The sequence below is a fragment of the Streptomyces sp. NBC_01520 genome (genome assembly GCF_045040375.1).
Taxonomy (GTDB): domain Bacteria; phylum Actinomycetota; class Actinomycetes; order Streptomycetales; family Streptomycetaceae; genus Streptomyces.
On record NZ_CP109404.1, the window covers coordinates 6,682,384 to 6,708,209 of the forward strand.

The following is a 25,826-nucleotide window of genomic DNA, read 5'->3' on the forward strand; positions in this document are numbered from 1 at the left end:
GAATTCACCATGACACGCAAAGACACCCAGCGGACCCTTGCCCGACGGTCGTTCCTCGCGCTGGCGGGCGGAACCGTCCTGAGCCTCGCCGCCTGCTCCCCGCAGACCAAGGCCGTGGCCGGCGCGGAACCGGCCGGCGCCCTGCCCACGGGAAATCCGCCGGCGGGCACGAAACTGACCATCGCAGTCCGTACGGCCCGACTCCAGCTTGAGCCGGCCGGGCTCGCCGAAGAACTGAAATTCACCGTTACGGAATGGCCGAATCTCTCTGCGGGCCCCGACATCATCCAGGGATTCCGCGCGAAATCGATCGACCTGGCCACCAATGCGGGAATCCCGCCGATCCAGGCGCACGCCATCGGTGTCGGAGCGAAAATTGTCGGAGTGCAGGTCCGCAAGAAGCCGACGTACGTCTTCGCCACGGCACCCGGATCGTCCATCAGGAATGTGGAGGACTTCCGGGGCAAGAAGATCGGGTTCTCCCAGGGGCAGGCCCAGGGCGTAGTGGTCCTGCGCGCGCTGAAGGCGGCGGGTCTGAGCAACAGCGACGTCGAGCTCGTCGCCCTGCCCAGCACCCAGTTCCTGACCGCCCTGCAGTCCAAGCAGGTGGACGTGGCCCCGCTGGGCGAGCCCACCATCACCAAGTACCTCAGCCAGTACGCCAAGGACGGCGCCCGCGGGGTGAAGACAGAGGTCGTCGACCTGCTGACCGTGCTCTGGGCGCCCAACGAGGTCCTCAACGACCCGGCGAAGGCAGCGGCGGTGCGCAGCTTCATACCGCTGTGGGCGCGGGGCCAGGTATGGGCGTGGGAGAACAGCGACGAGTGGATCGACACGTACTACGTGAAGGACCAGGGCGTCACCAAGGAGGACGGCAAGCGCATCGTCGCCGCCCTCAACAAGCCGCACTTCCCCGCCAACTGGGACGAGGCCATCGCCTGGGAGCAGGAGACCGCCGACCTGCTCGCCGAGGGCGGCTTCGTACCCGAACAGAAGGCGTCCGAGCTGTTCGACCGCCGCTTCGAAGGGCTGGCGGCAGCGGCCGTGGCCGCCGAGTACCGGGAGGGGTCATGACGGATCTGCTGTCCAAGGTACGCGAGGCCCGGCCGGAGGCAGTGGAGGCTCCGAGGGCAGCCGCGGAGGCCGCCCCCGTATCCCGCGGCACCCGGCGGCGGCTCGGCCCCGGCCGGTCCCTGCCCTTCGGGCGGCTGATCGGGCCCGTGCTGCTCGTCGCCGCATGGTGGGCGGCGTCCGCATCCGGCTATCTCGACCCCCGCATCCTGTCCTCGCCCGGCACCGTGCTCGCCACCGCGGGCGATCTGGTCTCCACCGGCCGGCTCCAGGACAACGTCCTGATCTCGCTCCAGCGCGCCGGACTGGGCCTGTTCTTCGGGGTGTCGGCCGGCGTGATCCTGGCCGTGGCGGCCGGACTGAGCCGCAGCGGAGAGTACCTGCTGGACGGCCCCCTCCAGATCAAGCGGGCGATTCCGTCCCTGGCCATGCTCCCGCTGCTGATCCTCTGGCTCGGCATCGGCGAGCAGATGAAGGTCACCGTGATCGCGCTCGGCGTCGCGGTGAACATGTACATCAACACGTACGCCTCGCTGACCGGCATCGACAGCAAGTACGTGGAACTCGCCGAGGGACTCGACCTGGGCCGCTGGCAGTTCATCCGCAAGGTCGTCGCCCCCGGCTCGCTCCCCGGCTTCTTCGTCGGCCTGCGCCTCGGAGTCACCTCGTCCTGGCTCGGCCTCATCGTGGTCGAGCAGATCAACGCCACCAGCGGCATCGGCTACATGATGTTCCAGGCCCAGCAGTACGCCCAGTCCGACGTGATCATCGTGGGGCTGGTGGCCTACGGGATCTTCGGCTTCGCCTCCGACGCGGCGGTACGCGCAGTCGAAAGGAGGGTCCTGTCATGGCGACGCACACTGGCGGGCTGACGGAGTTCCTGCCCGGCACCGAGGGCGAGCGGCCCGCGGTACGCACGACCGGGCTGGTACGCAGGTTCGGCGACCGGGTCGTCCTGAAGGACCTCGATCTGACCGTGGCGCCGGGGGAGTTCACCGCGCTCCTCGGCCGCAGCGGCTCCGGCAAGTCCACCCTGCTCCGGGCCGTGGCCCGCCTCGACCACACGGTCGAGGGATCCGGTGAACTCCTCGTACCCGAGCGGGTGTCCCTCTCCTTCCAGGACTCCCGTCTGCTGCCCTGGCTGCGCGTGCTCGACAACGTCATTCTCGGTCTGCGCGGCCCGAAGGCCCGCGAGCGGGGCCTGACCGCGCTGGCCGAGGTCGGCCTCGAAGGCCGCGACCGCTCCTGGCCCCACGAGCTGTCCGGCGGCGAACAGCAGCGCGCCGCCCTGGCCCGGGCCCTGGTCCGCGACCCCGAACTCCTTCTGGCCGACGAGCCGTTCGGTGCACTGGACGCGCTGACACGGATCAAGATGCACGGCCTGCTGCGCGAACTGTACGAACGCCACCGCCCCGCCGTACTCCTGGTGACCCACGACGTCGACGAGGCCGTCGAACTGGCCGAGCGCGTGCTGGTGATCGAGGACGGCCGGATCTCGGTGGACCTCAGGATCGACCTGCCGTCCCCGCGCTCCCGTCGCGACCCGCGCTTCCAGGAGTACCGCGACACGCTGCTCAGCGCCCTCGGTGTGGCGCAGCCCCAGCTCACGAACTGATTCCCGAGGAGAAGACACCATGCCGCGCAAGCAGCTCCACCTGAACGCCTTCCTGATGTCCACCGGCCACCACGAGGCGTCATGGCGGCTCCCCGAAAGCGCCGCCGAGGCCAACTCCGACCTCGAGCACTACAAGAACCTGGCCCGCATCGCCGAACGCGGCCGCCTGGACTCCCTGTTCCTCGCCGACAGCCCCGTCCTGATGGGCGACCCCGGCCGCCGCCCCGCCGCCAAGCTGGAACCCACCGTCCTGCTCACCGCACTCGCCGGGGCGACCGAGCACATCGGGCTCATCGCCACCGCCTCCACCAGCTACAACGAGCCGTACAACCTGGCCCGCAGGTTCGCCTCGCTCGACCACGTCTCCGGCGGCCGGGCCGGCTGGAACATCGTCACCACCGCCGGGGCCGACGCGGCCCGCAACTTCGGTCTGGACGACACCCCGCTGCACCGTGACCGCTACCGGCGCGCGGGTGAGTTCGTCGAGGTGTCGACCAAGCTCTGGGACAGCTGGGCGGACGACGCCGTCGTCGCCGACAAGGAGAGCGGCGTCCACGCACTGGCCGAGCGGGTCCGCGCCATCGGCCACACCGGCGAGTTCTTCCGGGTCGACGGTCCTCTCAACGTCCAGCGCCCCCCGCAGGGCTACCCGCTGCTCGTCCAGGCCGGATCCAGTGAGGACGGCAAGGACTTCGCGGCCCGCTACGCGGAGGCGGTGTTCACCGCACAGCAGACGCTCGAGGAGGGCATCGCCTTCTACAAGGACGTCAAGCAGCGCGCGGAAGCCCTCGGCCGCAACCCGGACGGCATCAAGATCCTGCCCGGCATCGTCCCCGTCATCGGGGACACCGAGGCCGAGGCCCTGGAGCTGGACGCCGAGCTCGACCGGCTCATCGTCCCCGAGTACGCCAAGCGCCAGCTGGCGCAGAAGCTGAAGCTCGACCCCTCCGAGCTCCACCTCGACAGGGAACTCCCCGAATCCATTCCCACCGAGGACGAGATCGAGGGCGCCAAGAGTCGCTACACACTCGTCGTGGAGCTGGCCAGGCGCGAGAAGCTGACCGTACGTCAGCTCATCGGCCGGCTCGGCGGCGGGCGCGGCCACCGCACCTTCGCCGGAACGGCCGAGCAGGTAGCGGACACCATCGAGCACTGGTACGACAGCGGGGCCGCCGACGGCTTCAACATCATGCCCGCCGTTCTCCCCTCCGGTCTGGAGGTCTTCGTGGACCGCGTCGTCCCCATCCTCCAGGAGCGGGGCCTGTTCCGCACCGAGTACACCGGCGCCACCCTGCGCGAGCACTACGGTCTGCCGCGGCCCGTCAACCGGCTGTTCGACACCGTCGACACCTCCGAGGGCCACACCGGCATCGGCCTCGCGGCGGCGGCCCGGTGACCGACTGTCCGCCACCGCAGACCGGCACGTCCGCGCCGCAGACCGACACGTCTCCGCAGCCGGGCACGTCCCCGCAGCCGCCGCCCGGCTGGGCCCGGCGGCTGCTGGGGTACTGCCTGCGCCACCGCACGGACCTGCTCCTCGCGTTCGGAGCGGCCCTGGTCGCGGCCGTCGCCACCGCCACCCTGCCCCTCGTCCTGCGCCATGTCGTGGACGGGGTGGCAGGGGGCACCACCGGATCGCTCCTCCCCTGGACCCTCCTGCTCGCCGGCCTCGGCGCGATCCGCTTCGCGGCGAGCTTCACCCGCCGCTACCGCTCGGGCCGGCTCTCCCTCGGGGTCCAGTACGACCTGCGCAACGACGCCTTCGCCGCACTGCTGCGGCTCGGCGGCGCCCAGCAGGACGACCTGCGCACCGGACAGGTCGTCAGCCGGTCCATCTCCGACATCACCCTGATCCAGACGCTCCTGCAGTTCCTGCCCAACCTCACGGGCAACGTCCTGATGTTCCTCTGCTCCGTGATCTTCATGGCGGTGCTCTCGCCGCTGCTGACCGTGGTCGCCCTGGTCGTCGGACCGCTGCTCTACCTCATCGCCCTGCGCAGCCGCCGCGACCTGTTCCCCGCCAACTGGCACGCCCAGCAGGAGGCCGCCGAGGTCGCCTCCTCCGTGGAGGCCACCGTCACCGGCGTCCGCGTGGTCAAGGGCTTCGGCCAGGAGACACGGGAACTCCACGGCCTGGAGGAGCGCGCCCGTACCCTGTTCGCCTCCCGCCTGCGGGTCGTCCGCTTCACCAGCCGCTACAACCCCGCCCTCCAGGCGGTGCCCGCACTCGGCCAGGTCGCCGTGCTCGCCCTCGGCGGCTGGATGGCCCTGGACGGCCGGATCTCGCTGGGCACCTTCCTCGCCTTCACCACCTATCTCGGCTCCTTCGTCACCCCCGTACGACAGGTGGCGACGCTGCTCACCGTCTGGCAGCAGGCACGGGCCGGCGCCGAACGCGTTCTGGAGGTCGTCGACGAAGCACCGGTGATCACCGACGCACCCGGCGCCCGCGACCTCCCCGACCGGCCACCGGCCCTCTCCTGGCAGGACGTCACCTTCGGCTACGGGGACGGCGCCCCGCTGCTGGACGGCTTCACCCTCGACGTGGAACCGGGCGAGACCCTCGCGCTGATCGGCTCCGCCGGCTCCGGCAAGTCCACCGCGGCCGCCCTGCTGCCCCGGTTCTACGACGTGCCGTCCGGATCCGTACGGGTGGGCGGCACCGACGTCACCGAACTGACCCTGGCCTCACTGCGCTCCCGTATCGGCTTCGTCTTCGAGGAGAGCCTGCTGCTCTCGGACACCGTGCGCGCCAACATCGCGTACGGCGTCCCGGACGCCACCGACGAGCAGATCCGCCGGGCCGCCCGGACCGCCCGCGCCGACGAGTTCATCGAGCGGCTGCCCCACGGCTACGACACCGTCGTCGGCGAACAGGGGCTCACCCTCTCCGGCGGCCAGCGCCAGCGCCTCGCCCTGGCCCGCGCCCTGGTCGGCGACCCCGCCGTCCTCGTACTCGACGACGCCACCTCGGCCATCGACGCCCGGGTCGAGGCCGAGATCCACGCGGGCCTCCACGAGGCCACCCGTCGCCGCACCACCCTGATCGTCGCGCACCGCAGGTCGACCCTTGAGCTCGCCGACCGGATCGCCGTACTGGACGGCGGCCGGATCACGGACACCGGCACCCTGGACGAACTCCGCTCGCGTTCGGCCCTGTTCCGCACACTGCTGTCGACCGCCGAGAGTCCGCAGGCAGCGGAGCAGGCGGCAGACGCACCCGCCGGCCCTGCGGCCGGCGGGGTCACCGCGCACCTGTGGCACCGCGCCGAGAGCGCCGACACCGCCACCGAGGAAGGCACCGCGGTCCGGGCCGCCCAGGCCCTCGCCGAAGCGGCGGCCACCTCAGGACCCGGCCGGGCCGGGCCCGGCGGCGGAGTGCTCGGCTCCGCCCCGCCGAGCGCCGAACTGATGGCGGGCCTCGCCAGACTGCCGCTGCCCGCGGCCGACCCGAAGGTCCCCACCGCCCAGGCGGTCGCAGCAGACCCCGACTTCCACCTGGGCACCCTGCTGCGGCCCTTCCGGGTGCCGCTGCTGCTGGGGCTGCTCCTCGTCGCCCTGGACGCCGCCGCACAGATCGCGGTACCCGTCCTCGTACGGCACGGAGTGGACCACGGCGTGGCACGCCAGGCCGGAGGAGTCCTGCTCGCCGCCGCCGCGGCAGCCGCGCTCGTCGTGGCGGTGAACTGGCTGATCGGAGTCGCGCAGGTCCGTACGACGGGGCGCACCGGTGAACGCCTCCTCTACACCCTTCGTGTGAAGACCTTCGCGCAGCTCCAGCGCCTCGGCCTCGACTACTACGAGCGGGAGCTCGGCGGCCGGATCATGACCAGGATGACCACCGACGTGGACGCCCTGTCGAACTTCCTGCAGACCGGGCTGATCACCGCCGTCGTCAGTCTGCTGACCATCCTCGGCGTCCTCGTCGCGCTCCTCGTCATCGACGCGGGCCTGGCCGTCGTCCTGCTCGTCGCGCTGCCCGTACTGATCGGCGCGACCGCACTGTTCCGCCACCACTCCGTACCCGCCTACCGGGAGGCCAGGGAGCGCATCAGCGCCGTCAACGCCTGCCTCCAGGAGAACGTCACCGCCATCCGCGTCACCCAGGCCTTCGGGCGCGAACAGCGCAACGCGGCCGACTTCGCCGAACTGGCCTGGTCCTTCCGCACGTCGAGACTGCGTGCCCAGCGCTACATGGGCACCTTCTTCCCGTTCGTCGAATTCCTCGGCACCCTCTCCACCGCGGCCGTGCTCGTGATCGGTGCGGGACAGGTCAGGGCGGGTGAGCTGAGCGCGGGAACCCTCATCGCGTTCCTGCTCTACGTCGAGCTGTTCTTCTCACCGATCCAGCAGCTCTCCCAGGTGTTCGACGGATACCAGCAGGCCGTCATCGGCCTCGGCCGGCTGCGCAGCCTGATGCGGACCCCGGCCGGCACCCCGCCCGCCGAGAGCCCCCGGCCCGTCCGGGAACTGCGCGGGGACGTCGAGTTCGACGGGGTCTCCTTCGGATACGCGGGCGGCGGCGGCCAGGAGGTGCTGCACGGGCTCTCCCTGCGCATCGCCCCCGGTGAGAGCGTCGCCCTGGTCGGCGCCACCGGCGCCGGGAAGTCGACGGTCGTCAAGCTCCTCGCCCGGTTCTACGATCCGACGGCCGGCACGGTCCGGGTCGACGGCCAGGACCTGCGCGACCTCGACCTCCCCGGCTTCCGCCGCAGGCTCGGCATCGTCCCGCAGGAGGCCCACCTCTTCAGCGGCACCGTCCGGGACGCCATCGCCTACGGGCGCCCCGACGCCACCGACGCCGAGGTGGAGGCGGCGGCCCGCACGGTCGGAGCGCACGAGATGGTCGCCGGGCTGCGGCTCGGCTACCTCCAGCCGGTGGGGGAGCGGGGCCGGGGCCTGTCCGCCGGGCAGCGCCAACTCCTCGCGCTGGCACGCGCCGAGCTCGTCGACCCCGACATCCTGCTGCTCGACGAGGCCACCGCCTCGCTGGACCTGGCGACCGAGCGCCGTGTCGTGGCGGCGACGGAGGCCCTGGCCAGGCGGCGGACCACCGTCGTCGTCGCGCACCGGCTGACGACCGCCGCGCGCGCCGACCGGGTCGTCGTCATCGACGCCGGAACCGTCGTCGAGTCGGGCACGCACACCGAACTGCTCGCCGCGCGCGGCGCCTACCACCGCCTCTGGGAAGCCTTCCGGCAGACCGGGAACCCCGCACCCGCGGACCACCTCACCACCGATGAACTCGTCAAGGAGAACGCAGGATGACCGACTACCGCACCCTCGGACGCACCGGCGTCAAGGTCAGCCCGCTGGCCCTGGGCACCATGATGTTCGGCGCCCGTGGCAACACCGACCACGACGACAGCGTCCGGATCATCCACCACGCCCTGGACTCGGGCATCAACTTCGTCGACACCGCCGACGTGTACTCCGCCGGTGAGTCCGAAACCATCGTGGGCAAGGCCCTGGCCGGTGGGCGGCGCGACAACGTGGTGCTCGCCACCAAGTTCCACGGCAGCCTCGGCGAGGACCCCAACCAGCAGGGCAACAGCCGCCGTTGGATCATCCGCGAGGTCGAGAACAGCCTGCGCCGGCTCGGCACCGACTGGATCGACCTCTACCAGGTGCACCGCCCCGAGCCGGACACGGACTTCGACGAGACACTCGGCGCGCTCTCCGACCTGGTGCGCCAGGGCAAGATCCGCTACATCGGCACCTCCACCTTCGAGCCCTCCGCGATCGTCGAGGGCCAGTGGATCGCCGAGCGCCGGGGCCGCGAACGCGTGGTCGCCGAGCAGCCCCCGTACTCCCTGCTCGCCCGGGGCATCGAGCGAGAGGTACTGCCCGTCGTCCAGCGGTACGGACTCGGAGTCCTGTCCTGGAGCCCGCTGGCCGGCGGCTGGCTCTCCGGCCGCTACCGCACGGGCGCCGACCAGCCCGCCTCCAGCCGCGCCGCACGCCAGGCAGCCCGCTTCGACATCACCGCACCGGAGAACGCCGCCAAGCTGGCCGCCACCGAAGCCCTGGCCGAGCTCGCCGAAGAGGCCGGACTCACCCTCGTACAGCTCGCCCTGGCCTTCGTCCTGGAACACCCGGCCGTGACCTCGGCGATCATCGGGCCGCGCACCTTCGAGCAGCTGGACAGCCAGCTGGGTGCGGACAAGGTCCGGCTCAGCCGGGACGTCCTCGACCGGATCGACGAGATCGTCCCGCCCGGCACCAATCTGTCCGTCCGCGACTCCGGTTACACCCCGTCCGTGCTCACCGACTCCTCGCTCCGCCGCCGTTCGGGGCTGAAGGAGGGGTAGGCGGCCAGGGAGAACGAGTGCCCGGCCGGATCCGTGTAGACGCGGACATCGCGTGGACCGCTGTTGCTGTCCTTCGTGTCCACCGGCCGGGCGCCCAGGCCTATCGCCTCGCGCTCGGCCTCGTCCATGTCCCCCACCTCGACCAGGATGCGCAGATGCGCCTGCTGGGAGTCCTCGGGGCGGGGCCAGCTCGGCGGCGCGTAACCGTGGTCGCGGCGGACCGCCAGGTGCACACCCGGGCTGCCGACGATCTCGACGAAGTCCGGATCGTTCCCGATCCGCATCTCGGCGTTCAGCAGAGCCGCGTAGAACCCGGCGAGCTCCATGGGCTCGGCACAGTCCAGGACCAGAACACTCGTTTTCCCGACAGTCATGTCCCGCGAGTACCCCCGGTAGGGCGGAACACGCCGGACCCCGCGGCCGGGATCCGCCGGAATCAGGGGCCGCCGCCTAGGGTGCCGGTCATGGCAGAGAGCGCGGTGCACCGGGACCCTGGCTCTCCTCCCGGACCCTCCGATCCCCGTCGCTGGCGCGCACTCGCAGTCTGCCTGGTGGCGGGCTTCATGACCCTCCTCGACGTGTCCATCGTCAATGTCGCGCTGCCGGCCATCAAGGAGGGCCTGGACACACCGGAGTCCGACCTCCAGTGGGTGCTGTCCGGCTACGCGCTCGCGTTCGGGCTCGTCCTCATCCCCGGCGGACGGCTCGGCGACGCCCGGGGGCGGCGCACGATGTTCATGTGGGGCCTCACCCTGTTCACCCTGGCCTCCGCCGCCTGCGGGGCCGCCCAGTCCAGCCTCTGGCTCGTCGTCGCCCGGCTGCTCCAGGGCGCGGCGGGCGGACTGCTCTCGCCGCAGATCTCCGCACTGATCCAGCAGATGTTCTCCGGCCGCGAACGGGGCCGGGCCTTCGGCATGTTCGGCACCGTCGTCGGCATCTCCACCGCCGTCGGCCCGCTCCTGGGCGGGCTGCTGATCCAGGGTGCGGGGGCGCAGGAGGGCTGGCGCTGGATCTTCTACGTCAACCTGCCGATCGGAGCCGTCTGCCTCCTGCTGGCCCACCGGCTCCTGCCGGACACCCCGTCCGCGGGCCGGGTCGGGCCACGCGACCTGGACCCGGTCGGGGTGCTGCTGCTCGGCGCGGGGGTGCTGGCCCTGCTGCTTCCGTTCGTCCAGGCCCAGCAGTGGCCGGGCAACGGGAAATGGCTGCTCGTCCTGGTCGCCCTGGTCCTGCTGGCAGCCTTTGTCGGCTGGGAGTCCCGCTGCGCGAAGAAGGGCGTCCAGCCCGTGCTGAACCTCGCGCTCTTCCGGCTCCGGTCCTTCTGGCTTGGCTGTCTGATGATCCTGCTGTACTTCGCGGGCTTCACCTCCATCTTCTTCATCAACACGCTGTACCTGCAGTCGGGCCTGGACTACAGCGCCCTGGAGGCGGGCCTCGCGATCACCCCGTTCGCACTGGGCGCGGGTGGTGCGGCGACCATCGGCGGCCGGCTCGTCGGCAGGTTCGGACGGCCCCTGATCGTCGTCGGACTGATCATGGTGGCCGTCGGGCTCGGCCTCACCGCACTGGCCGCGCACCTGGTACCGGGCAGGGGCGCCGGACTGGCGATGGCGGCTCCGCTGCTGCTCGCCGGACTCGGCAGCGGGCTCGTCATCGCCCCCAACCAGACCCTGACCCTCTCCCAGGTGCCGGTGCAGAACGCGGGCAGTGCCGGGGGCACCCTCCAGACCAGCCAGCGGGTCGGATCCTCCATCGGGATCGCCGCGGTGGGCTCGGTCTTCTTCGCCCAGCTGGGTCCCGACGGCTGGGCCGACGCGTACGACCGCGGGCTCCTCGTCTCGATCGCGTTCGTCCTGGCCGCGCTCGTCGTGGCCCTGGCCGACGTCGGAGCGGGCCGCCGGGGAAGAAGAAGCCAGGAGACATCCGAAACATCCGACGCACAGAGGGGAACACGATGAGCGGCGAGGAAGCGGAGCCGGGCGGGAACACCTCGTACGGCCACAAGCCCTTCAAACGGTCGCGCAGCCACTTCGCCGACCGCATCACCGCCGACGGCCGCGACGGCTGGCCCGTCGAGGCGGGCCGCTACCGGCTGGTCGTCAGCAGGGCCTGCCCCTGGGCGAGCCGTGCCCTCGTCTCACGGCGGCTGCTCGGACTGGAGAGCGCCCTCTCGCTGGCCGTCGCCGACCCCATCCAGGACGACCGCAGCTGGCGCTTCACCCTGGACGAGGGCGGCCGCGACCCGGTGCTCGGCATCCGCTACCTCAGCGAGGCGTACGACGCACGCGAGCACGGCTACCCCGGCGGGGTCAGCGTCCCCGCGATCGTCGACGTACCGAGCGGCAGGCTCGTCACCAACGACTACCAGCGGATCACGCTGGACCTGGCCACCGAATGGACGGCGCTGCACCGCCCCGGCGCCCCCGACCTCTACCCGGAACGGCTGCGGGAGGAGATCGACGAGGTGATGGAGGGCATCTACCGCGACGTCAACAACGGCGTCTACCGGGCCGGATTCGCCGACGGCCAGGGCACGTACGAGGCCGCGTACACCGATGTCTTCCGCCGCCTGGACCACGTCTCGGAGCGGCTCGCCGACCGGCGCTACCTCGTCGGCGACACCCTCACCGAGGCGGACATCCGGCTCTTCACCACCCTGGTGCGGTTCGACGCCGTCTACCACGGCCACTTCAAGTGCAACCGCTCGAAGCTGTCCGAGGACCCCGTCCTGTGGGCGTACGTCCGCGACCTGTACCAGACCCCGGGCTTCGGCGACACGGTCGACTTCGACCACGTCAAGCGGCACTACTACCGCGTGCACACGGGCATCAACCCGACCGGCATCGTCCCGCTCGGCCCCGACCTGTCCGGCTGGCTCACCCCGCACCACCGGGAGCAGCTGGGCGGGCGCCCGTTCGGCGACGGCACCCCGCCCGGCCCGGTACCGCATGGCGAGGAGGTACCTGCCCGGGGGCGCCCCTGACCCTCCCTCATCGCACCCGCGGAGCGGGGGCGGGGTTCCCCGCGGCCAGCGGGGAACGGGCCGGCACCACACAGCCCACGGTGATCAGGGCCACGCCGGCCAGCTGCGGCAGCAGCCACCAGCCGGTACGCAGCTCCTCACCGAACAGCGTCACGCCGTACGTGATGCTGATCAGCGCGTCGCCCATCGTCAGCATCGGCTGCACGGCCACCAGACTGCCGGAGTGCAGCGCGTTCTGGAGGAGGAACAGCGCCCCCACACCTGCCGCCGCCGTGGGTACAGCTGCCAGGCCGACAGCAGGGCGGTCACACCACCCTCGTCCAGCTGCGCCGTCGCGTCCTTCATCAGCGCCGCCGTCAGCGCGTACCCGCAGGCAGGCGCGAGACCCAGCAGTGCGGCCCTCGCGTTGCCGCCGGTGGCGAGCGCTGCGGCGATCAGCACGGCCTCGAACAGCCCGGTGACGACCAGGGCGGGGATCCGGTCGGCGCCCGGCACACTGTCGCTGCCGCCGACCGGTGCGGCGGCGGCCATGCCGAGAGCAGCCCGGCCGTCACCGCGGCCACCCCGTACCAGACGGTCCGCGGCACCCGGGCCCGCATCACGAACCCGGCGAGCAGCAGCGTCACCGGCAGCTCGATCACGAAGATCGGCTGGACCACGGCGATCGGCCCGGTGGCCAGCGCCACCGCCTGGCAGACGGCGGCGACGATCACCAGACCGATCCCGCACAGCCACACCTTCTGCCGCAGCAGATGCCCTGTCAGCGACAGGTGCATCGCCTCGCCGTCGGGCACGTTCAGGGCGGCGCGACGCTGGAGGACCGAGGCTGCCCCGTTGCTGAGCGCCGTGAGAACGGCGAAGAGGACACTGATCACGGGCACCATCATGCGGGCGTACGGCACCCGGGCCGCGGTGCCGCAGTCCCCTGCGAGTGCCGGACTCGAGCGCCGGTGACGCCCTTCCGCGTAGCGTGCGGTCCATGGTCGCGAAGAATGCTCCCGTGCTCTCCTCCCGCGCGCTCAACCGGGCAACGCTGGAACGCCAGTTGCTGCTCCGGCGCACCGCCGTGCCGGTCAAGGACGTCGTCACCCGGCTGGTGGGTCTGCAGGCGCAGAACACCAGACCGCCGTACTTCCAGCTCTACTCCAGGATCGAGGGCTTCGACCCCGCCGAGCTCTCCGCGCTCATGGAGTCCCGCGAGGTGGTCAGGATCGTCACCCTGCGCTCCACCATCCACACGCACACCGCCGACGACGCGCTCACCCTGCGCCCCCTGGTCCAGCCGGCGCGCGACCGCGAGCTGAAGATATTCCGCGGTGGGCTCACCGGCGTCGACCTGGACCGGCTGGCCGTCCTCGGCAAGGAACTCGTCGAGGAACGGCCCCGCACGATGAAGGAGCTGCGCGACGAACTGGGCGCGCACTGGCCGGACGCCGAACCGCGGGCCCTGGCGGTCGCCGCCCGCTGCCTCCTCCCGCTGGTCCAGGTCACCCCGCGCGGAATGTGGGGACGCAGCGGACAGGTCGCGCTGACGACCGTCGAGCACTGGCTCGGCAGGGCGTCGCACCCGGCCCCCGCGCCCGACGGGACCGTCCTGCGCTACCTCGGCGCCTTCGGACCCGCCTCCGTGAAGGACATGCAGATGTGGGCCGGACTCACCCGGCTGCGCGAGGTCTTCGAACGGCTGCGACCGCGGCTGGTCACCTTCCGCGACGAGCACGGCGTGGAACTCTTCGACCTGCCGGACGCCCCGCGTCCCGGCCCGGACGTCCCCGCCCCGGTCCGCTTCCTGCCCGAATTCGACAACGTACTGCTCGGACACGCCGACCGGACACGGGTCATCCCGGCCGCGTACAAGGGGCGCAACGGCCTCGGCAACCAGGCCTACGGAACCGTCCTCGTGGACGGCTTCCTGGCCGCGATCTGGCGCCTCGACGAGACGGCCGACGACGCGAGGATCACCGTCCAGGCCCTGGGCAGCCTCGGCAGTGCGCAGCGCGAGGAGATCACGCAGGAGGCCGTGGAACTGCTCACGGTGATGTCGGCGGCCCCCGCGCACGACGTCCGGTTCGCCCCGTTCATCGACTTCGGCGACTGAGGCTCACGGCAGCAGCCCCGCCCGTCGCGCCGCCACCACCGCTTCGAGCCGGGTGTGCGCCCCCAGCTTCCGCATCGCCGAGCGCAGATACCCCTTCACCGTCTCCGGCCGCAGCCCCAGCCGCTCGGCCGCCGCGGCGTTCGTCGCCCCCGACGCGACGCAGGCGACCACATCCACCTCGCGGGGCGCCAACCGTACGTGCCGCGCGGCCGGCAACCGGTCCGCACCCGTGGCCGAGGCGAGCCGGCCGCACACCGTGAGCAGTTCCTCACGCAGCGCCGGATCGACGATCCTCGGTGCCAGCGCCCGCAGTTCGCGGTGTGCCTCGCGGACGTCCTCCCAGGTGCCGGGGCGCCCTGGATCGGTCACCTGCTCCCGGGTGACCGCCAGCAGTTGCTGCACCTCGTCCCGGACGGCCAGCGCCTGCTCGACATCGCGCGCCGCCGACGCCACCGCGTCGAACGTACGGTCCCCCAGCGTGAGCGGCTCACGCAGCGCCCCGTACAGCACCCCGCGCACCGTGCGGCGGACGACGACGGGCACCGCGACGACCGAGCGCAGGCCCTCCGCCGCGACGGCCGTGTCGTACTCGTGGCTGATGTGGCGCGAGGAGGCGTAGTCGCTCACCGCGCACGGCCGTGACAGCGCGATCGCCTTCCCGCCGAGCCCGCTGCCCGCCGAGATGACGAGCCCGCGCAGCGCGCCGGTCCGCGCCCCGTTCAGTTCGGCGATCCGTGCGTGGCGCGCGTCCGAGAGGAGCCCTCCGAAGACGACGGGCAGCCCGCTCGTACGGCGCAGCCTCAGCAGCGCCGCCTGCAGTTCGGTCGCCTCGCCCTGTTCCGGCACTCCGATGACTCTCCGCCCTGTACGCCGTACCCCCCGTTCGGGGGTGGTGAGATCTGGGTCACTGTTCGCATGATGTTAAAGGACGGGTCCGCAATGAGGAGGGCACATGTCGGCAACCAGCGCGACGGAGACGTTCCGGGCAGCCCGGGACTTTCTGCTCGAGCACCGTGAGGACTACGCGAAGGCCTACGAAGGCTTCAGCTGGCCCCGCTCGGACCACTTCAACTGGGCGCTCGACTGGTTCGACGTCATCGCCGAGGACAACGACCGCACCGCCCTGCACATCGTGGAGGAGGACGGCGGGCGCACCGAGGTGTCCTTCGCCCGGATGGCCGCCCGTTCCAACAGGGCGGCGAACTGGATGCGATCCCAGGGTGTCGGGGAGGGCGACCGCATCCTGGTCATGCTCGGCAACCAGACCGAGCTGTGGGAGACGGCCCTCGCCGCGATGAAGCTGCGTGCCGTCGTCATCCCCGCCACCCCGCTGCTCGGCCCGGTCGACCTGCGCGACCGGGTGGACCGCGGCAGGGTCCGCCACGTCCTCGTTCGGTCGGCGGACACGGCGAAGTTCGACGAGGTGCCCGGCGACTACACCCGGATCGCGGTGGGCGACGAGGTCGAGGGCTGGCGCAACTACAGCGGGGCCGACGAGGCGCCGGACACCTTCACGGCGGACCGCGAGACCGACGCCGACGAACCGCTGATGCTGTACTTCACCTCCGGTACGACGGCGAGCCCCAAGCTGGTCGAGCACACCCATGTCTCGTACCCGGTCGGCCACCTGGCGACGATGTACTGGATCGGGCTCAAGCCCGGCGACGTCCACCTGAACATCTCCTCGCCCGGCTGGGCCAAGCACGCGTGGTCGAACCTCTTCGCGCCGTGGAGCGCCGAGGCCACCGTCTTCATCTTCAACTACACCCGCTTCGACGCGGCCCGGCTGATGGCGGAGATGGACCGCTCCGCAGTGACGAGCTTCTGCGCACCGCCGACCGTCTGGCGGATGCTCATCCAGGCGGACCTGACCCAGCTGAGGACACCGCCGCGCGAGGTCGTCGCAGCCGGTGAACCGCTCAACCCGGAGGTCATCGAGAGCGTACGGCGCGCCTGGGGCGTCACCATCCGGGACGGCTTCGGCCAGACGGAGACCGCGGTCCAGGTGGCCAACTCGCCGGGACAGCGGCTGAAGACGGGCTCCATGGGGCGGCCGAGCCCCGGCTTCCGGGTCGAGCTCCTCGATCCGGTCACCGGTGAGGCGGGCGTCGAGGAGGGCGAGATCTCCCTCGACCTGTCCGCCGCCCCCGTCGGCCTCATGACGGGCTACCACGGCGACCCGGAGCGCACGGCCGAGGCGATGGCGGGCGGCTACTACCGCACCGGAGACATCGGCTCCCGGGACGAGGACGGCTACATCACGTACGTGGGCAGGGCCGACGACGTGTTCAAGGCCTCCGACTACAAGATCTCGCCGTTCGAGCTGGAGAGCGCCCTGCTGGAGCACGAGGCGGTCGCCGAGGCCGCGGTCGTGCCCGCCCCCGACCCGGTGCGGCTGTCCGTCCCGAAGGCGTACGTCGTGCTCGCGGAGGGCTGGGAGCCCGGTCCGGACACGGCGAAGGTCCTCTTCGCACACTCCCGGGCGGTCCTCGCCCCGTACAAGCGGATCCGCCGGCTGGAGTTCGCCGAGCTGCCCAAGACCGTCTCCGGCAAGATCCGCCGGATCGAGCTGCGCGAGCGCACCGCCGAGGGAACGGGCACCGAATTCGACGAGGGGGACCTGCGATGAGCGAGCCGTCCTACGCGCACGGCACCGGAACCACCGCACTGCTCGGCGACACCATCGGGCACAACCTCGACCGGGCGCTCGCCGCGTTCCCCGAGCGGGAGGCCCTCGTCGACGTGGAGTCCGGACGCCGCTGGACGTACGCCGAATTCGGCGCCGACGTCGCGGAGTTGGCCCGCGGACTGATGGCGTCCGGTGTCGCCAGGGGGGACCGGGTCGGGATCTGGGCGGTCAACTGCCCGGAGTGGGTGCTCGTCCAGTACGCGACGGCCCGCATCGGCGCCGTCATGGTCAACATCAACCCGGCCTACCGTGCCCACGAGCTGGAGTACGTGCTGAGGCAGGCCGGCGTCTGTGTCCTGATCGCCTCGCTCGCCCACCGCACCAGCGACTACCGCGCGCTCGTCGGCCAGGTCCGCGCCGACTGCCCGGCCCTGCGCGCCGTCCACTACATCGGCGACCCGACCTGGGACGAGCTGACGGCGGCGGCGGTGTCCGTGTCCCCGGAGCGACTGGCCGCGCGGGAGGCCGAGCTGTCCTGCGACGACCCGATCAACATCCAGTACACCTCGGGCACCACCGGCTTCCCCAAGGGGGCCACCCTCTCCCACCACAACATCCTGAACAACGGCTACTTCGTGGGGGAGACGGTCGGCTACACGGAAGCCGACCGGGTCTGTCTGCCGGTGCCCTTCTACCACTGCTTCGGCATGGTCATGGGGAATCTCGGCATCACCTCCCACGGCGCGTGCATCGTGATCCCCGCCCCGGCCTTCGAGCCCGCCGCAGTCCTCGCGGCCGTCCAGCAGGAGCGCTGCACCTCGCTCTACGGCGTCCCCACCATGTTCATCGCGGAGCTCAACCATCCCGACTTCGCCACGTACGACCTGTCCTCGCTGCGCACCGGGATCATGGCCGGATCACCGTGCCCGGTCGAGGTGATGAAGCGGGTCGTCGCCGAGATGCACATGGCCGAGGTGTCCATCTGCTACGGCATGACCGAGACCTCACCCGTCTCCACGCAGACCCGCCGGGACGACGACCTGGACCGACGCACGGGCACCGTCGGCCGGGTGCTGCCGCACATCGAGGTGAAGGTGACCGACCCGGTGACCGGACTGACGCTGCCACGCGGCGAGGCCGGCGAGCTGTGCACCCGGGGATACAGCGTGATGCTCGGCTACTGGGACCAGCCGGAGCGGACCGCCGAAGTCGTCGACGCGGGACGCTGGATGCACACCGGGGACCTCGCGGTGATGCGCGAGGACGGATACGTCCAGATCGTCGGCCGGATCAAGGACATGATCATCCGGGGCGGCGAGAACGTGTACCCGCGGGAGATCGAGGAGTTCCTCTACAGCCACCCCAAGATCGCCGACGTACAGGTGGTCGGCGTGCCCGACGCCACGTACGGGGAGGAGATCCTGGCCTGCGTGATCCCCCGGGACCCGGCCGACCCGCCGACGCTCGACGAGGTGACGGCGTACTGCCGCGAGCAGCTGGCGCACTACAAGATCCCGCGGCGGCTGCGGATCCTGGAGACCTTCCCGATGACGGTCAGCGGGAAGGTCCGGAAGGTCGAACTGCGGGAGAACTACGGCGGTTAGCCGCACCGGCGGCCCCAGGGGTGCCGGTGCGTGGGGGGCGGCTCGCGCCCCGGGGTCAGGCGGCTTCGATGATGTCGGAGCCGATGCCCCGGGTCGCCGCGGCCCACTCGATGAGCAGGACCTCATACTTCTCGGACTCCACGGACGACCAGTCCTGGCCGGCACGCGCGTCCACGAGTGCGCGGATCGCCTCGTTGGCTTCGACGGCGGACTGGTGTGTCGGCTGAGTCGGGAAAACGGGGTTGGAAGGGGTGGAAAGCCGTGGAGTTAAGACCATGCCTTCACTCTACGTCCCCATACTGACAACAGCTCGAACATAAGCGGCTCACGCGGCACAGGTGACCGAAATCATGGCCCGGGGCGGAAGGGGAGTTCGGCGCGCATGCACACGCGCGGCCAGCGGTTCAGGCCGTGTTCCGCCTCCTGCGCCCTGATCGAGCGGAGCCCCTCGCCGAGCTCGTCCGGGGCCAGTGTCCGAAAACCGAGGCGGGCGTAGTAAGGGGCGTTCCACGGGACCTCGGCGAAGGTGGTCAGTGTGAGTGCCGCCAGCCCCTGCCCCTCGGCCCAGGCGGCGGCATGGCCGATCAGTGCGCGGCCCACGCCCCGGCGGGAGGCCGCGGGAGTCACCGACACCTGCTCGATGTGGGCCGCGCCGTCGACGCGGTCCACGATCAGGTAGCCGACCGGGAGGTCCGTGCCCTCCTCCGCCGCCGTCCAGCAGCGCCCGTCGCGGCGGTAGCTGTCCAGCATGCCGAGCGGGGGTGGGTCGTCGTCGGCGACGGCGGCCATGCCGAGCGTCCTGAACGGCTCACCGGCGGCGCGCTCGACGTCCTGGAGCAGGGGGAGTTCGGCGCGGTGGGCGGGGCGGATGCGCATGGGCCGAGTATGACGGGAGGTCAGGGGCCGGTGCTGACCAATTCGTCGGCTGCGCCGTTCACCGGCTGGGGCGTCCCCGTGAGGTCCAGGACGAAGAGCGGGATGCAGAGGCCGTCCGCCCGCGCCCGTGCGTCGTCCGCATAGCCGGCGAGGGAGAAGAGCACCCCGGACGCCGATGCGTTGAGCGCGTTGAGCCAGAGGCACTCGACATCGCGCAGGGTGGTGGCCCGGGTGGTCGAGTCGACCTGCGCGATGACTCCCGCCGCCCTCAGGTCTATCCGGGAGGTGGGCCGTATCCCGGGCTGGACGACGTCGCGGTAACCCAGCCAGGTCAGGTAGAGCGCGGCGGCGCTCACCGCGTCGCGCGCCGTACGGATCACCAGGGGCTGGAACGCCGGGCGGGGACGGGCGGCCGTGCGCGGGAGCGGTACGTGAGACGGACCGGGCGAGGCGGGCGGAGTGAGGCCGCGCGCGGCCACCGGGCGCACGGGGATCCGCAGCACGGTCCCGCAGGGGCAGCACAGCTCGGGATACGGCCACTCGTCGTGGCGCCCGCAGGAGTGGCAGCGCACGCTCACCCAGTCGTCCTCCCAGGTGCGGTGGGTGACCGGCTCGACCGGGGCGCCGCGCATCAGCGGCGGGGCGGTCGGGGAGCCGCACGGGCAGGGGTACACCGGCGTGACGTACGCGTGGTCCCGGCTGCAGACCGGGCAGCGCACCGGTACGGACTCCACGTTGTACCCCTCCCCGCCGCCGCTGCCACGACGACTGCGTTCCGGACCCCCATCGTCCACCAGGAGCGACGCCCGGGGGAGTGGCTTGGCGTAGTTCGTCCGGACGTTCCGGCCGCGTGGCCTCCGCGCCGTCCCTTGACGACCGTACGGGGCCGCCCTAGATTGATTCCGCATGGCAGAACAAAACTTCCGCGATACGGAATTGGTGCTCTCAGGTGGCGCGACAGAGCCCGACTCCACCGAGTCCGAGCAGGAGCACTCGATGCCTCGTATGACCGCTGCCCGAGCGGCAGTTGAGATCCTCAAGCGTGAAGGTGTCAGTAACGCGTTCGGTGTGCCCGGTGCGGCGATCAACCCGTTCTACGCGGCCCTCAAGGCCTCCGGCGGGGTGCACCACACCCTCGCCCGTCACGTCGAGGGCGCCTCCCACATGGCCGAGGGCTACACCCGCGCGAAGGCCGGGAACATCGGCGTCTGCATCGGTACGTCCGGCCCGGCCGGCACCGACATGATCACCGGCCTCTACTCGGCCGTCGCCGACTCGATCCCGATCCTCTGCATCACCGGCCAGGCGCCGACGGCCGTGCTCCACAAGGAGGACTTCCAGGCCGTCGACATCGCGTCGATCGCCGCCCCGGTGACCAAGGCGGCGACCACCGTCCTGGAGGCCGCGCAGGTCCCGGGCGTCTTCCAGCAGGCCTTCCACCTCATGCGCACCGGGCGGCCCGGGCCGGTCCTCATCGACCTGCCGATCGATGTGCAGCTCACCGAGATCGAGTTCGACCCCGAGCTGTACGAGCCGCTGCCCGTGCACAAGCCCGCCGCCACCCGCAAGCAGATCGAGCGCGCCGTCGAGATGCTGAACGCATCCGAGCGTCCGCTGCTCGTCGCGGGCGGCGGCATCATCAACGCCGACGCCTGCGAACTCCTGGTGGAGTTCGCCGAGCTCACCGGCGTCCCGGTCGTCCCGACCCTGATGGGCTGGGGCATCCTCGCCGACGACCACGAGCTGAACGCGGGCATGGTCGGCCTGCAGACCTCGCACCGCTACGGCAACGCGAACTTCCTGGAGTCCGACTTCGTCCTCGGCATCGGCAACCGCTGGGCCAACCGCCACACCGGCAAGCTCGACGTCTACACCCGGGGGCGTACGTTCGTCCACGTCGATATCGAGCCCACCCAGCTCGGCAGGATCTTCGCGCCGGACCTCGGTATCGCCTCCGACGCGAAGGCCGCGCTGGAACTCCTCGTCGAGGTGGCGCGCGAGCTCAGGGACGCGGGCAGGCTCAAGGACCGGTCGGCCTGGGCGGCGTCCACGCAGGAGCGCCGTGCGGTGCTGCAGCGCCGCACGCACTTCGACAACGTGCCGCTGAAGCCGCAGCGGGTGTACGAGGAGATGAACCGGGCGTTCGGCCCCGAGACCCGGTACGTCACGACGATCGGCCTCTCCCAGATCGCGGGCGCGCAGATGCTGCACGTCTACCGGCCGCGCCACTGGATCAACTGCGGCCAGGCCGGACCGCTCGGCTGGACGATCCCCGCCGCGCTGGGCGTCGCCACGGCCGACCCGGACGGCTCCGTCGTCGCGCTCTCCGGTGACTACGACTTCCAGTTCATGCTGGAGGAACTGGCGGTCGGCGCGCAGCACCGCATCCCGTACGTGCACGTGCTGGTGAACAACTCCTACCTGGGGCTCATCCGGCAGGCGCAGCGCAACTTCGACATCGACTTCCAGGTCAACCTGGAGTTCGAGAACATCAACTCACCGGAACTGGGCGCCTACGGCGTGGACCACGTCAAGGTCGTCGAGGGTCTGGGCTGCAGGGCGATCCGGGTCACCGAGCCGGACCGGCTGCTGCCGGCCTTCGAGGAGGCGAAGAAGCTGGCGGCGGAGTTCCGGGTGCCGGTGGTGGTGGAGGCGATCCTGGAGCGGGTCACGAACATCTCGATGAGCGGGACGGATATCGCGTCGGTCAACGAGTTCGAGGACGTGGCGACGGAGCCGGGGCACGCGCCGACGGCGATCCGCGCACTGACCGCGTCCTGACCCCCCTTCTTGGCTCCCGCCTCGGGATTCCCCTGGGCGGGAGCCTTCCGGCGTCCCCGCCGGGGTGTGTCCTCAATCGCCGGACGGGCTCGAATCGGGCCGGGTGGCGTATCCGAGCCTGTCCGGCGATTGAGGACAAGCAGGCAGCGGAACAGGGGGCGTGCCCCACGGTGGGTTCCGTGGGGCACGCCCCCTGCTCGTACGGGTCACAGCGACCGCGGCGGCGGCGAGCGGGCCGGCCGGGGCGGGCTCCTTCAGGTCAGGAGCACGGCCGGCCGGGCCTCACCACCGCACTGGCGTCGTCCACCGCCGCGGCCCCGTCCTGCTCGCACCGCGCTCAACCCCTCATCCGGGTAGGCGGCACGGGCAGGGCCTCGGGGGAAGGATCAGTCCTCGCGCAGGGCGCGGACCGCCTTCTCCACGCGGGTGCCGTAGTCGGCGTCCGCCGCGTGGAAGTGGGCGAGGTTCTTCTCGATCACGTCGTCACGGGTGACCTGCGAGAGGCCCCCCGCGATGTTGGCGACCAGACGGTCCTTCTCGTCGTCCGACATCAGCCGGTAGAGCTCGCCCGCCTGGAAGAAGTCGTCGTCCTTCGTGTGCGTGGGCGCCTCGTGCGTACCCGTCCAGCCGTGTACGGCGAGCGGGGCGGACAGGGCCTCGCCGGTCTCGGCCGGGCCGGCGTACGAGTTGGGCTCGTAGTTCCTGTCCCGGCGCGAGCCGTTCCGGGTCGCGTGCAGCCCGTCGCGGCCGTAGTTGTCGACGACGGCCGCCTTCGGCGCGTTGACCTGGAGCTGGGTGTGGTTGACGCCCAGCCGGTAGCGGTGCGCGTCGGCGTACGCGAACAGCCGGCCCTGCAGCATCCTGTCGGGGGACGGGCCGATGCCCGGCACGAAGTTGTTCGGCGAGAACGCCGCCTGCTCGACCTCGGCGAACACGTTGTCCGGGTTGCGGTCGAGCACCAGGCGGCCCACCCGCCGCAGCGGATAGTCGCTGTGCGGCCACACCTTGGTGACGTCGAACGGGTTGAAGCGGTAGTCGGCGGCCTCCGCGGCCGGCATGACCTGCACATGCAGCGTCCACGACGGGTTGACCCCGCGTTCGATGGCCTGGAGCAGGTCCGTCTGGTGCGAGGTGGCGTCCTTGCCGGCGAGTTCGGCGGCCCGGTCGGCCGCGAGGGAGCGCACGCCCTGGTTGGTCTTGAAGTGGTACTTGACGAAGAAGGCCTCACCCTCCGCGTTCGTCCACCGGTACGTGTGCGACCCATAGCCGTTCATGTGGCGGTACGAGGCGGGGATGCCCCGGTCGCCCATCAGCCAGGTGACCTGGTGCGTCGCCTCGGGCGAGTGCGCCCAGAAGTCCCAGACGCTGTCCGGCTCCTGACGGCCCGTGAACGGGTCGCGCTTCTGCGAGTGGATGAAGTCGGGGAATTTGATCGGGTCCTTGATGAAGAACACCGGGGTGTTGTTGCCTACCAGGTCGTAGTTGCCCTCGTTCGTATAGAACTTGAGGGCGAAGCCCCGGGGGTCGCGTACGGCGTCGGCGCCGCCCAGGGAGTCAGCGACAGTGGAGAACCGGATGAACGTCTCGGTGCGGCGGCCCACTTCGGAGAGGAAGTCGGCACGGGTGAAGCCGGTGACGTCGTCCGTCACCTCGAAGTAGCCGTACGCGCCGGAGCCGCGGGCGTGGACGACGCGCTCCGGTATGCGCTCGCGGTTGAAGCGGGCGAGCTTCTCCAGCAGGTGCTGGTCCTGGAGGAGGATCGGCCCGCCGGCGCCGGCCGTGGCGGAGTTCTGGTTGTCGGCGACCGGGGCGCCTGACTCGGTCGTGAGCACACGCTTCGACATGAAGACCTTCCGTACGGGGCTGCTGACGGCCTCCGGAGCGTAGATTCGCCGCGAACAAGACGTCAACAGTTTGTTGAAATTGGAAGAGTGGGTTCCGGGTCGCGGCAGCGCCTGGGCGCGACAGGACAGGTGTCAGCGCCACCGCGACCCGGAGTTCAGGGGGGCCGACCGGAGGGTTCGACCCGGGCCGGGACGTCAGACCTGCGCGCCGGAGAGGCGTTCGACGGAGCGCAGCAGTGCCGAGTGGTCCAGGCCGCCGTCACCCTGGGCGCGCAGCGAGGCGACCAGCTGGGCCACGACCGCGCCGACGGGCAGTGCGGCGCCGACGTTGCGGGCGGCGTCCGTGACGATGCCCATGTCCTTGTGGTGCAGGTCGATCCGGAAGCCCGGGGCGAAGTCCCGCTTGAGGAAGTTGTCCTTCTTGCGGGTCAGCACCGTGGAGCCGGCCAGCCCGCCGTTCAGGACGTCGAGGGCCGCGGCCAGGTCGACGCCGGACTTCTCCAGGAAGACCACGGCCTCGGCGCAGGCCTGGATGTTGACCGCGACGATCAGCTGGTTGGCGGCCTTCACCGTCTGGCCCGAGCCGTGCGGGCCGCACAGCACGATCGTCCTGCCCAGCGCGTCGAGCAGGGGTCGCGCGGCGTCGAAGTCGCTCTGCTCGCCGCCGACCATGATGGACAGGACGGCCTCGATCGCGCCGGCCTCACCGCCGGAGACCGGGGCGTCCAGCACGCGGACGCCCTTGCCCTTCGCGTTCCGGGCCAGGTCCACCGAGGTCTGCGGGGTGATCGAGGACATGTCGATCAGCAGTGCGCCCGGCCGGACGTTCTCCAGGATGCCATCGGGACCGTACGCGACTGCCTCGACCTGCGGGGACGCGGGGACCATGGTGACGACGACATCGGCGTCGCGTACCGCGTCCGCGATCGAGACGGCACCCGTGCCGCCCGCCGCGACCAGCCGGTCCACCTTGTCCTGCTCCAGGGTGTAGCCGGTGACGTCGTACCCGGCCTCGATCAGGTTCTCCGACATGGGCGAGCCCATGATGCCGAGTCCGATCCACGCGACCTTGGGGAGGTTGCTGCTCATGAGGGTGCCTTCCGATAAGCGTGTGTACGAGGGCCGTGGACCCTAGAGGGTGTCCGGGAGCCAGTCGAAGGACTCCGTGCTCGGCCGGTCGCCCGGCTTGTACTCCAGGCCGACCCGGCCCGTGTAACCGGCCTGCGTCAGCTCGTCGAGGAGCCGTTCCAGCGGGAGCGAGCCGGTGCCCGGCGCGCCGCGCCCCGGGCTGTCGGCGATCTGGACGTGGCCGGTCTTCGAGGCGTACGCCTTGATCACCTGGCCGAGGTCCTCGCCGTTCATCGCCAGGTGGTAGAGGTCCAGCAGGAAAGCGGCGTTCCCCAGGCCCGTCGCCTCGTTGACCCGGTCGACGACCTCGATCGCCGCCGGTGCGCTCACCAGCGGATAGCGGGGCGACTCCGGCTCGTTGAGGGTCTCGATCAGGAGGGTGGCCCCGATCCCGTCGGCCGCGCGGGCGGCGGCGGTCAGGTTCTCCAGGGCGACCGCGTCCTGCACGGCCGGGTCCACGCCGTCGACGCGGTTGCCGTACAGCGCGTTGAGCGCCCGGCAGCCGACCGAGTCGGCGAACGCGGTGGCCACCGGGATGTTGGCGCGGAAGCGGTCCGACTCCGCTCCTGGTACGGAGAGCGCGCCGCGGTCGGGTCCGGGCAGCTGCCCCGCGTAGAAGTTCAGCCCGACCAGCTGGGTGCCCGCTTCGTCCAGTGCCCCCTTGAGGGCGTCGAGCTCGGCCCGCGCCGGGGTGGGGGTCCGGGTCCACGGCCACCAGAGCTCGACCTCGGTGAAGCCCGCGGCCGCCGCGGCGGCGGGGCGCTCCAGGAGCGGGAGTTCGGTGAAGAGGATCGAGAGGTTCACATCGAAGCGCTGGTCCGAGTAGCCCATCTGCGCTCCTTCCGTATCGCGGAAGTAAGTTTCTGCTCAACGGAAGATTGCCCGG

At 71.2% G+C, this 25,826-nt stretch carries 20 protein-coding genes and 1 pseudogene; 12 read left to right on the plus strand and 9 right to left on the minus strand.

Annotated elements, in window-relative coordinates:
- Nucleotides 1-9: 9 nt before the first annotated feature.
- From OG524_RS30135 to OG524_RS30160, 6 genes are read left to right on the plus strand one after another with little or no spacing between them, the layout of a single operon-like run.
- Nucleotides 10-1,074: an ABC transporter substrate-binding protein gene (locus tag OG524_RS30135; protein ID WP_405387559.1), complete on the plus strand. Its 1,065-nt coding sequence runs from the start codon at nucleotides 10-12 to the stop codon at nucleotides 1,072-1,074.
- Nucleotides 1,071-1,943, plus strand: a complete 873-nt coding sequence (locus OG524_RS30140; protein ID WP_405387558.1) for an ABC transporter permease — start codon at nucleotides 1,071-1,073, stop codon at nucleotides 1,941-1,943. Before OG524_RS30135 ends, OG524_RS30140 begins: the two co-directional genes overlap by 4 nt.
- Nucleotides 1,919-2,686 (plus strand): ABC transporter ATP-binding protein, encoded by a 768-nt coding sequence (locus OG524_RS30145; protein ID WP_405812018.1) that lies wholly within the window; start codon nucleotides 1,919-1,921, stop codon nucleotides 2,684-2,686. The genes OG524_RS30140 and OG524_RS30145 overlap by 25 nt, the downstream gene beginning before the upstream one ends.
- A gap of 19 nt (nucleotides 2,687-2,705) precedes the next feature.
- Nucleotides 2,706-4,082 carry an LLM class flavin-dependent oxidoreductase gene (locus OG524_RS30150; protein WP_405812019.1) on the plus strand — a complete coding sequence of 459 codons (1,377 nt, stop codon included), beginning with the start codon at nucleotides 2,706-2,708 and terminating at the stop codon, nucleotides 4,080-4,082.
- Complete coding sequence (locus tag OG524_RS30155) at nucleotides 4,079-7,954, plus strand: ABC transporter ATP-binding protein (protein WP_405812020.1); 3,876 nt, start codon at nucleotides 4,079-4,081, stop codon at nucleotides 7,952-7,954. The genes OG524_RS30150 and OG524_RS30155 overlap by 4 nt, the downstream gene beginning before the upstream one ends.
- Nucleotides 7,951-8,997 (plus strand): aldo/keto reductase, encoded by a 1,047-nt coding sequence (locus tag OG524_RS30160; RefSeq protein ID WP_329206097.1) that lies wholly within the window; start codon nucleotides 7,951-7,953, stop codon nucleotides 8,995-8,997. Before OG524_RS30155 ends, OG524_RS30160 begins: the two co-directional genes overlap by 4 nt.
- Here OG524_RS30160 and OG524_RS30165 read toward each other — a convergent pair.
- Nucleotides 8,934-9,371, minus strand: coding sequence for a VOC family protein (locus OG524_RS30165; RefSeq protein WP_405812021.1), 438 nt, complete (start codon nucleotides 9,369-9,371; stop codon nucleotides 8,934-8,936). The genes OG524_RS30160 and OG524_RS30165 overlap by 64 nt on opposite strands.
- 90 nt (nucleotides 9,372-9,461) lie before the next feature.
- Here OG524_RS30165 and OG524_RS30170 point away from each other — a divergent pair, with 90 nt between their 5' ends.
- Both OG524_RS30170 and OG524_RS30175 read left to right on the plus strand, forming a co-directional pair.
- Nucleotides 9,462-10,955 carry an MFS transporter gene (locus OG524_RS30170; protein ID WP_405812022.1) on the plus strand — a complete coding sequence of 498 codons (1,494 nt, stop codon included), beginning with the start codon at nucleotides 9,462-9,464 and terminating at the stop codon, nucleotides 10,953-10,955.
- Nucleotides 10,952-11,980: a glutathione S-transferase family protein gene (locus tag OG524_RS30175; RefSeq protein WP_405387551.1), complete on the plus strand. Its 1,029-nt coding sequence runs from the start codon at nucleotides 10,952-10,954 to the stop codon at nucleotides 11,978-11,980. Before OG524_RS30170 ends, OG524_RS30175 begins: the two co-directional genes overlap by 4 nt.
- A 7-nt stretch (nucleotides 11,981-11,987) precedes the next feature.
- Here OG524_RS30175 and OG524_RS30180 read toward each other — a convergent pair.
- Nucleotides 11,988-12,855 (minus strand): annotated as a pseudogene (locus tag OG524_RS30180) (DMT family transporter).
- Between the two features lie 104 nt (nucleotides 12,856-12,959).
- Between OG524_RS30180 and OG524_RS30185 the strand changes: the two are divergent.
- Nucleotides 12,960-14,078: a winged helix DNA-binding domain-containing protein gene (locus OG524_RS30185; RefSeq protein WP_405812023.1), complete on the plus strand. Its 1,119-nt coding sequence runs from the start codon at nucleotides 12,960-12,962 to the stop codon at nucleotides 14,076-14,078.
- 3 nt (nucleotides 14,079-14,081) lie between these two features.
- On the opposite strand, the gene OG524_RS30190 is transcribed toward OG524_RS30185, so the two are convergent.
- Entirely contained in the window at nucleotides 14,082-14,924 is an 843-nt protein-coding gene (locus tag OG524_RS30190) for a response regulator transcription factor (protein WP_405812024.1), read from the minus strand.
- A gap of 106 nt (nucleotides 14,925-15,030) precedes the next feature.
- Here OG524_RS30190 and OG524_RS30195 point away from each other — a divergent pair, with 106 nt between their 5' ends.
- Both OG524_RS30195 and OG524_RS30200 read left to right on the plus strand, forming a co-directional pair.
- Nucleotides 15,031-16,707, plus strand: coding sequence for an AMP-binding protein (locus tag OG524_RS30195; RefSeq protein ID WP_405387548.1), 1,677 nt, complete (start codon nucleotides 15,031-15,033; stop codon nucleotides 16,705-16,707).
- Nucleotides 16,704-18,311: an AMP-binding protein gene (locus OG524_RS30200; protein ID WP_405387547.1), complete on the plus strand. Its 1,608-nt coding sequence runs from the start codon at nucleotides 16,704-16,706 to the stop codon at nucleotides 18,309-18,311. The genes OG524_RS30195 and OG524_RS30200 overlap by 4 nt, the downstream gene beginning before the upstream one ends.
- A gap of 55 nt (nucleotides 18,312-18,366) precedes the next feature.
- Here the strand turns inward: OG524_RS30200 and OG524_RS30205 are convergent, their stop codons facing one another.
- From OG524_RS30205 to OG524_RS30215, 3 genes are all read right to left on the minus strand, one after another.
- Complete coding sequence (locus OG524_RS30205) at nucleotides 18,367-18,588, minus strand: hypothetical protein (RefSeq protein ID WP_405387546.1); 222 nt, start codon at nucleotides 18,586-18,588, stop codon at nucleotides 18,367-18,369.
- 71 nt (nucleotides 18,589-18,659) lie between these two features.
- Entirely contained in the window at nucleotides 18,660-19,187 is a 528-nt protein-coding gene (locus OG524_RS30210) for a GNAT family N-acetyltransferase (protein ID WP_405812025.1), read from the minus strand.
- Between the two features lie 20 nt (nucleotides 19,188-19,207).
- Nucleotides 19,208-19,921: a hypothetical protein gene (locus tag OG524_RS30215; RefSeq protein WP_405812026.1), complete on the minus strand. Its 714-nt coding sequence runs from the start codon at nucleotides 19,919-19,921 to the stop codon at nucleotides 19,208-19,210.
- Nucleotides 19,922-20,183: 262 nt separating this feature from the next.
- Between OG524_RS30215 and gcl the strand changes: the two genes are divergently transcribed.
- Entirely contained in the window at nucleotides 20,184-21,968 is a 1,785-nt protein-coding gene (gene gcl, locus OG524_RS30220; RefSeq protein WP_405387543.1) for a glyoxylate carboligase, read from the plus strand.
- Between the two features lie 386 nt (nucleotides 21,969-22,354).
- Here the strand turns inward: gcl and OG524_RS30225 are convergent, their stop codons facing one another.
- The 3 genes from OG524_RS30225 to OG524_RS30235 all read right to left on the minus strand — a co-directional run bounded on the left by OG524_RS30225 (nucleotide 22,355) and on the right by OG524_RS30235 (nucleotide 25,771).
- Entirely contained in the window at nucleotides 22,355-23,812 is a 1,458-nt protein-coding gene (locus tag OG524_RS30225; RefSeq protein ID WP_405812027.1) for a catalase, read from the minus strand.
- Nucleotides 23,813-24,007: 195 nt separating this feature from the next.
- On the minus strand, nucleotides 24,008-24,901 hold the full coding sequence (locus OG524_RS30230) for a 2-hydroxy-3-oxopropionate reductase (RefSeq protein ID WP_405812028.1): 894 nt from the start codon (nucleotides 24,899-24,901) through the stop codon (nucleotides 24,008-24,010).
- Between the two features lie 42 nt (nucleotides 24,902-24,943).
- Nucleotides 24,944-25,771 (minus strand): TIM barrel protein, encoded by an 828-nt coding sequence (locus tag OG524_RS30235; protein WP_405387540.1) that lies wholly within the window; start codon nucleotides 25,769-25,771, stop codon nucleotides 24,944-24,946.
- Nucleotides 25,772-25,826: the final 55 nt, after the last annotated feature.

Bases quoted from the DNA above. Each gene is read 5' to 3' on its own strand.
- OG524_RS30170 (WP_405812022.1), top strand. From the start codon at position 9,462: ATGGCAGAGAGCGCGGTGCACCGGGACCCTGGCTCTCCTCCCGGACCC.
- OG524_RS30225 (WP_405812027.1), bottom strand. From the start codon at position 23,812: ATGTCGAAGCGTGTGCTCACGACCGAGTCAGGCGCCCCGGTCGCCGAC.
- OG524_RS30150 (WP_405812019.1), top strand. From the start codon at position 2,706: ATGCCGCGCAAGCAGCTCCACCTGAACGCCTTCCTGATGTCCACCGGC.
- OG524_RS30165 (WP_405812021.1), bottom strand. From the start codon at position 9,371: ATGACTGTCGGGAAAACGAGTGTTCTGGTCCTGGACTGTGCCGAGCCC.
- OG524_RS30135 (WP_405387559.1), top strand. From the start codon at position 10: ATGACACGCAAAGACACCCAGCGGACCCTTGCCCGACGGTCGTTCCTC.
- OG524_RS30185 (WP_405812023.1), top strand. From the start codon at position 12,960: ATGGTCGCGAAGAATGCTCCCGTGCTCTCCTCCCGCGCGCTCAACCGG.
- OG524_RS30200 (WP_405387547.1), top strand. From the start codon at position 16,704: ATGAGCGAGCCGTCCTACGCGCACGGCACCGGAACCACCGCACTGCTC.
- OG524_RS30175 (WP_405387551.1), top strand. From the start codon at position 10,952: ATGAGCGGCGAGGAAGCGGAGCCGGGCGGGAACACCTCGTACGGCCAC.
- OG524_RS30205 (WP_405387546.1), bottom strand. From the start codon at position 18,588: ATGGTCTTAACTCCACGGCTTTCCACCCCTTCCAACCCCGTTTTCCCG.
- OG524_RS30195 (WP_405387548.1), top strand. From the start codon at position 15,031: ATGTCGGCAACCAGCGCGACGGAGACGTTCCGGGCAGCCCGGGACTTT.
- OG524_RS30210 (WP_405812025.1), bottom strand. From the start codon at position 19,187: ATGCGCATCCGCCCCGCCCACCGCGCCGAACTCCCCCTGCTCCAGGAC.
- OG524_RS30140 (WP_405387558.1), top strand. From the start codon at position 1,071: ATGACGGATCTGCTGTCCAAGGTACGCGAGGCCCGGCCGGAGGCAGTG.
- OG524_RS30230 (WP_405812028.1), bottom strand. From the start codon at position 24,901: ATGAGCAGCAACCTCCCCAAGGTCGCGTGGATCGGACTCGGCATCATG.
- OG524_RS30145 (WP_405812018.1), top strand. From the start codon at position 1,919: ATGGCGACGCACACTGGCGGGCTGACGGAGTTCCTGCCCGGCACCGAG.
- OG524_RS30235 (WP_405387540.1), bottom strand. From the start codon at position 25,771: ATGGGCTACTCGGACCAGCGCTTCGATGTGAACCTCTCGATCCTCTTC.
- gcl (WP_405387543.1), top strand. From the start codon at position 20,184: ATGCCTCGTATGACCGCTGCCCGAGCGGCAGTTGAGATCCTCAAGCGT.
- OG524_RS30160 (WP_329206097.1), top strand. From the start codon at position 7,951: ATGACCGACTACCGCACCCTCGGACGCACCGGCGTCAAGGTCAGCCCG.